The sequence below is a fragment of the Gemmatimonadota bacterium genome, assembly GCA_026706845.1.
Lineage (GTDB): Bacteria > Latescibacterota > UBA2968 > UBA2968 > UBA2968 > VXRD01.
Genome location: JAPOXY010000033.1, coordinates 1 through 6,203 on the forward strand (window position 1 = coordinate 1; position 6,203 = coordinate 6,203).

Annotated in this window: 7 protein-coding genes; 4 read left to right on the forward strand and 3 right to left on the reverse strand. The window is 49.7% G+C overall.

Features of this window, described 5'->3' with window-relative positions; translation table 11 throughout:
• Positions 1-11: 11 nt before the first annotated feature.
• Positions 12-149 (reverse strand): hypothetical protein, encoded by a 138-nt coding sequence (locus tag OXG87_03320; protein ID MCY3868560.1) that lies wholly within the window; start codon positions 147-149, stop codon positions 12-14.
• Between the two features lie 342 nt (positions 150-491).
• Between OXG87_03320 and OXG87_03325 the strand changes: the two genes are divergently transcribed.
• Positions 492-737, forward strand: a complete 246-nt coding sequence (locus OXG87_03325; protein ID MCY3868561.1) for a type II toxin-antitoxin system Phd/YefM family antitoxin — start codon at positions 492-494, stop codon at positions 735-737.
• A 158-nt stretch (positions 738-895) separates the two neighbouring features.
• On the opposite strand, the gene OXG87_03330 is transcribed toward OXG87_03325, so the two are convergent.
• Positions 896-1,852: an NAD(P)-binding domain-containing protein gene (locus OXG87_03330; protein MCY3868562.1), complete on the reverse strand. Its 957-nt coding sequence runs from the start codon at positions 1,850-1,852 to the stop codon at positions 896-898.
• A gap of 160 nt (positions 1,853-2,012) precedes the next feature.
• Between OXG87_03330 and OXG87_03335 the strand changes: the two genes are divergently transcribed.
• From OXG87_03335 to OXG87_03345, 3 genes are all read left to right on the forward strand, one after another.
• The gene (locus OXG87_03335; GenBank protein MCY3868563.1) at positions 2,013-2,717 is read left to right on the forward strand and encodes a carbohydrate-binding family 9-like protein; all 705 of its coding nucleotides are present in this window, start codon (positions 2,013-2,015) and stop codon (positions 2,715-2,717) included.
• A gap of 18 nt (positions 2,718-2,735) precedes the next feature.
• Positions 2,736-3,812: a C45 family autoproteolytic acyltransferase/hydrolase gene (locus tag OXG87_03340; protein MCY3868564.1), complete on the forward strand. Its 1,077-nt coding sequence runs from the start codon at positions 2,736-2,738 to the stop codon at positions 3,810-3,812.
• A gap of 125 nt (positions 3,813-3,937) precedes the next feature.
• Positions 3,938-4,711: a radical SAM protein gene (locus OXG87_03345; GenBank protein ID MCY3868565.1), complete on the forward strand. Its 774-nt coding sequence runs from the start codon at positions 3,938-3,940 to the stop codon at positions 4,709-4,711.
• A 7-nt stretch (positions 4,712-4,718) separates the two neighbouring features.
• Here the strand turns inward: OXG87_03345 and OXG87_03350 are convergent, their stop codons facing one another.
• Entirely contained in the window at positions 4,719-6,128 is a 1,410-nt protein-coding gene (locus OXG87_03350; GenBank protein MCY3868566.1) for a sulfatase-like hydrolase/transferase, read from the reverse strand.
• Positions 6,129-6,203 lie beyond the last annotated feature (75 nt).

Consider the following 6,203-nt stretch of genomic DNA (forward strand, 5'->3'; position numbering starts at 1 on the left):
GCATTTTTGCGCTACAATTCGGCTTCGACCCGCTTGAGAGCCAACTCGGCGACCTCTTTGGAATCGCTAATCGACTTCCGCACGCGCTTGCCCTCTTCATCGTAGTATCCGATCCACCACTTCTTTCCCCGCTGATAAAGCCACGCCATAGTTGTGCTCCCACCGCAAAACGTCAGTGTGTCTTATAGATAGCCACAAAAAACGAGAAAAACAATTTACTGCTGATATTATACAATATATTGTATATCGCTCTCAAAACAAAGCACAATATATAAAACAAAATGTGGCCAATAGCCACAAAATGTCCATCAAATAATAATCTAAGCCACACTTTTACGCAACAAAAAGAACACACCCCAGCATCAAAAATGCTGGAGTGTTTTTATAAGCTGACGATATCCCTTGACATTTCTTTAGACAATTGTACAATCGAACACTTAGACGGGCTGCAGACGCACTCGGTATCAATCTCGTTAATTTGGAGGGGTAAGATGGACGTATATACGTACTCGGAAGCCAGACAAAAACTCTCCAGCGTACTCGACAAAGCTGAGTCAGCGGGTAAGGTCCTTATACGGAGAAAAGACGGTAGGACTTATGCCCTGATGCCAGAACGTCCCACCGTGTCACCACTGGATGTTCCTTCAATTGACGCAGACATCTCTACGCAGGACGTCGTCACACTTGTCAGGCAAGAGAGGGGTAGAATAAGAGGGTGGCGTCAACGCGCCCAATAACGCACATCTCAACCGCCATCCCATCTGTCATCGCGGCATGATGTTAGCCGCGATCCACAAAAATATATTGAACATCCCTGTTGTTGATCTGGATGATGATCAAACTCGACACAGAATTTGGCTATAAATGACGTGTTTCTGATCGCAGATTCCAGCCTTCATTTTATTTCCCGAATTTTTTTCCAAACAGTCGCCGCGGCGTGGACATCTTGAATCGCCAGACCGCTCGAATACGCAATACATCCCTGCCCGCACAAGTGTTCCAAGTGTCCCAGTGCCGCATGCCCTATATTTAATATCTCATCCCCCTCACCTTTTACCCAGCGGGGCGTCTCCTCTCTCTCGCACAACGCGAGAAACTCGCCAGAGTTCAATACCTGCTCACCGTGATCGGGCACCACAAATCGCCGCGTCAACAATCCCGGATCCAATTGCGTGGAACGCCCATCGCCCCCAATCACCGAAATATGCACATGGCTTTCCACATCGAATAGAATCGGCTCAGGCGTCGGCACAGAAGTAAAAATCGCATCTGCCCCATCAATACAGGTCTCAATATCCGCAACCACCTCCAGATCACAGGAAATATCCCCTCCAACATCTGCTTGATATGCCGCGCGTCTCTCGGCCGTCCTGCTCGTTACACGTATAATCTCTGGCGCCAGAGCCACATCAATACACCTGCCCAGAGCCTGTGCAATGCGCCCCGTCCCCAGAATCGCCGCCGTGCGTACCGGCGACTTCGCCAAATATTTCGCGCCCAACGCACCCGCCGCACCCGTACGCATATTGGTAATACGCTCTGCATCAAACGAAATGCGATCACCCCTCCGCACATCCTCCAACTCGATCACAGCGGTTCTCGAACCCAACCGCCCCACCTTGACATCCGAACGCTCTTCGATAACCTTTTGTCCCGTAAATCTCCCCTTCCACCAGCCCGGCATCACCAGACGAAAAAGATCCATCTCTCCCTCGCGCGAAACCTCTTCTTTGCGCAGCGGACTGACCATTTTCCCAAGGCCATAAAGCCGAAACGCCTCGTCGCAACTCTCGACAAAATCCCGGGTCGTCATCACCGAAGCGATTTGCTCATCTGAAATATACTGTCTCATGTATTATCTCCTGATTCGTCTATCCATTGACATTTGTTTTGGGGCGATCTATTTTAAGGCTATAGGGATACAATGTAATCAACTGAACCGGACGAGGTAATGAGTGAGATCATTAGCACTCAAAATAACCTCTCTAATCTTACTTCTTGGGGAGATTTTCATGGCACAACCAACTCATGCTGATCGCCCAATGTACACCATTTATCGCGCAGGCACACCAATTGTAATTGACGGACGCCTGAATGAACCCGCCTGGGTCGCCGCACCAGACGTGGGAGCCTTTGTATTTCCGTGGTACGAATCGGGCAAAAAAGAACAAACCGTAGCCAAAATGCTGTGGGATGATCATAATTTATACGTCTCATACATCTGTGAAGATGCACATATTTGGGCAGAACACACCGCACGCGATTCTGACGTATGGAAAGACGACACCGTCGAAGTATTCACAGCACCCAATCCCAATCAGCCCCAGGCTTATTTCAATATCGAAATGAACGTATTGGGCATCTTTCTCGACCAGTTTCATCCACAAGGTCCCGACGCGCCCGTACCCGGCGAGTGGAACGGCGAAGGTATCCAGATTAAAACACAAATCGTCGGCACATTGAACGATGACAGCGACGAAGACGAATACTGGATATTGGAAGCCGCCATACCCTTTGCAAATTTTGCACACGTCGCCGTACATACCCCACCCAAAACAAATGACATCTGGCACTTAAATCTAAATCGCCTGGGCGGAAAAACCAATGAGCAATTCAGCCAGTGGTCGGGCAGCCGCACGCCGGAGCCACAGTTTCATTCACCAGATGACTTTGGGCGTGTAGTATTCTCGGATAAGGCGAGTCCATTCTGGCGATAATCGCAAAAGGAGAAAAACATGTCACAGACATTGCCATTGCTCGAAGTCAGTGGATCACCAACCGAGCGAGGTCAGGCGCATGGCGAGACATTTAAGGAACTGATCCGGGACCTTGTCGCTATCAATTTTGAGGATATGGTCCAGGGAACACAGGGCTATCTGACAAAAGAGCGCGTGTATGAAATTGTATCAACTTACGCGGGACCCAACCGCGACTATGCACCCCATCTGTTTGAAGAGATGGAAGGTATCGCCGAGGCAGCGGACGTACCCGTAGAAGACCTGCTCGCCTTAAACGGCTTTTTGGAATTACACGATTACTATTCCGATGCATTTATGGTATCGGGTTGCACATCATTCATGGTTCCGGGAAGCACATCGGGCGAAGGCGCGTTAATCGCGCAAAATTACGACCTCTCGTCAATCTATGCAGCGGCAGCAATCTTGATCAAAGTCAAAAACGAACACGCACCCGACGCGCTCCTTTACACATCTGCCGGCATGCTGGGCTGTGCGGGCGTAAACGATGCGGGCATTGGCGTGGTCATCAACAACCTCGTCCCATCAGATGCATCGGGCGGCGTACTTTATCCCTTCATCATTCGGCGCATCCTGGAAACCGTGCGAATCGGAGATGCCATCGATGCAGTGATAGCAAAACCGAGAGCATCGGGTATGAATTACGTGATATGCGATGAAAATGGCGAAATATACGACCTCGAAACCACGGCGAGAGAATACGAAGTCATCTGTCCCTTTAATGGTCCCATGGCCCATTCAAATCACTATCTGACGGATCGGCTCAAGCCCTTTGAACGGCGTCAATGGGATCAGCGCGGACAGAGCATATTGCGCTGGGGACGGGCGACCAGATTGTTAAAATCCTGCGACAAACGCAATGTGGACGCCCTGAAAAACATGCTATCAGATCGGGTAAATACCCCTGTGGGAATATGTCGCCACAACGAAATTCACAATGGCGAAGCCTGTGGTCAAACCATTGCCGGCATCGTACTCGATCCCCCTGGACGAAAAGCGTGGTTCACCAGAGGACCGACCAGTGAAAACGAGTGGGGTGAATATAGTCTAAACTAAAAAATCCGCATTCCTGTTGAGACCGTTGCGAGAGATGAGCCTCCTGCAACGGTCTTTTTTCTTGAATAATATACAAATGTGCAGTATATTTTTTAGAATACTAAAGCGTACAGGAGGCGGCAAATATGCCATCATTGCACATTGACGAGACCAGTGTACGGACAGTACTCGTGCCTCAAAATCCACCCGGTGAACCCATAACAGAATACACCCTCAACCCCTATTCTGGCTGTGGCATGGGATGTGCCTATTGCTATGTAATGAAATTTCCATTCGCCTACGAATATCCCAAGACATGGGGTGAGTGGGTGCAGCCAAAAATGAACGCGCCTTTTTTATTGGGCAAGGCGCGTGCCAAAATTTATGGGCGCAAAATTTTCATGGGATCAGCGACCGATCCCTATCAATACATCGAGCGGAAATATCGATTGAGCCGACGCTGCTTAAAAGTGCTGGTAGATTGCAATTTGAAGGCTCTAACCGTGCATACGCGCAGTCATCTGATTTTGGACGACCTGGATTTGTTGGTGCAATTTGGCAGTCGATTGCGGGTGGGATTTTCCGTGCCGACGAATGACGATCGGGTTCGCAAACGCACAGAGCCGAAAGCGCCGAAAATCGGCGTGCGTCTCAAAGCGATGAAGCGATTGCGCGAAGCAGGCATTCACGTCACCGCATCACTCGCGCCAGTACTGTATTGTCAACCGCGCCAATTCGCCGAACAAATAGCCGAAGCAGCCGACGGGGTATATTTTGGCAAAATGGATTATACGGACAGGACTGGAATAGCGTCCATGCCAAGAGCGCGGCGCTATTTTAACAGCCTTACATATCGAGAATTAATTGCAGAACTCAAAGCGGAATTGATCAATGTGGGAATGTTGAAAAGCGAAAAATGATTTACCCTTATCCCCCTTCACTCGCCGCCGTAATAAATCGCCTCTCCCTTTGACTCTTGAGCACCTGTTGCTCAATTTTTTCTGGATCACCCCAAATTTTCAATAATCGCTCGCGCATGGCATCGCGTATTTCTCGGTGTTGTGCAGACTCTGACAGATCGTTAAACTCACCGGGATCTTCTGCAATATTGAACAACTCAAGCGGATCTCCCGGACTCATATTGAGTTTGTAATCGCCCTTCTTGAGCATCCCCACGGGACGGATAACACCGTGCGCGAGGTATTCGCAAAAGGCTTCGTCCTTCCACGTCTCAATCTCGCCATTGATCAATGGCAAAAGGCTATCGCCGTCAAGAGGCGCAATCTCCATCGAAGCGCCAGCGGCTTCGATTATGGTAGCGACCAGATCGACGAGTGAAACATTTTGCGCGACGCGCAAACCACCCGGAATATGACCGGGCCAAACAATCTGAAGAGGCACACGAGAGGACGCCTCATACATATTTGATTTGCGCCACATGCCGTGTTCACCATTCATTTCTCCGTGATCTGAGGTATGCACAATAATGGTATTTTCAAGCTGGCCGGTTTCTTCGAGCGCATTGATGAGCCGGCCTATTTTTTCGTCCAAATACGTGATAAGCCCGTAATAACCCGAGCGTCCCCTCCGCACGAGTTCTTCGGAAAAGTCGGTCATACCAAACATCAGGCGCAGGCGTTTGTAAACCGGGTGCATGTTTTCCAGATGGCCTTCGGGAATCTCGGGCATATCAATTTGATCACGCGGATACATGTCCCAGAACCGCCTCGGAACCACAAGCGGAAAATGAGGTGCAATAAACCCCACATTGATACACCAGGGCTGTTCTTTGCGAGCGGGATCTTTGATATACGCGAGAGCAGCCTCTTCAACCTGATCATCAACCTGTATCTCAGTCGTTGTACCTGGCCCCGCTTGGGCAATACCGCCCCAGGGATTTTTCGCTTCAACAACCCCCGCATCCCAATTGCCCTCGCCGCGCGGAACGCCGTTCTTTGTCCACAATTCCGCATGCAAGTCGCGCGCGAGTTGCGTGCGAAAACCGTGCAATTGATCAAGACCACAAAAGTGCTGTTTACCCGATATCACAACATCGTAACCGACATTTCGCAAACGATGCGCCCACGTAACCGTATCCGATGCCATGGGAAAACCATTGTCATAAGTACCAATGCGATTGATATAACGCCCCGTCATAAACGACATCCGCGACGGACCGCAAATCGGCGAATTGCAATAGGCATTATCAAACGTAACCCCCATATCGGCCAGACGCTCCATATTGGGCGATTGCACCAGTGGATGCCCGTGAATACTGCTGTATTGCGGGGCGTGCTCATCAGACATAATAATCAGAATATTGGGCTTATCAGACATAGAAACTCCTGTTCTTCACTTCACAAGCCCGTGATGCCCAAGTTTTTAAACTTGGGAGGTAAGGGCTTAGAATTT

Coding starts and splice junctions, on each gene's coding strand:
- OXG87_03320 (MCY3868560.1), bottom strand. CDS start 149: ATGGCGTGGCTTTATCAGCGGGGAAAGAAGTGGTGGATCGGATACTAC.
- OXG87_03325 (MCY3868561.1), top strand. CDS start 492: ATGGACGTATATACGTACTCGGAAGCCAGACAAAAACTCTCCAGCGTA.
- OXG87_03330 (MCY3868562.1), bottom strand. CDS start 1,852: ATGAGACAGTATATTTCAGATGAGCAAATCGCTTCGGTGATGACGACC.
- OXG87_03335 (MCY3868563.1), top strand. CDS start 2,013: ATGGCACAACCAACTCATGCTGATCGCCCAATGTACACCATTTATCGC.
- OXG87_03340 (MCY3868564.1), top strand. CDS start 2,736: ATGTCACAGACATTGCCATTGCTCGAAGTCAGTGGATCACCAACCGAG.
- OXG87_03345 (MCY3868565.1), top strand. CDS start 3,938: ATGCCATCATTGCACATTGACGAGACCAGTGTACGGACAGTACTCGTG.
- OXG87_03350 (MCY3868566.1), bottom strand. CDS start 6,128: ATGTCTGATAAGCCCAATATTCTGATTATTATGTCTGATGAGCACGCC.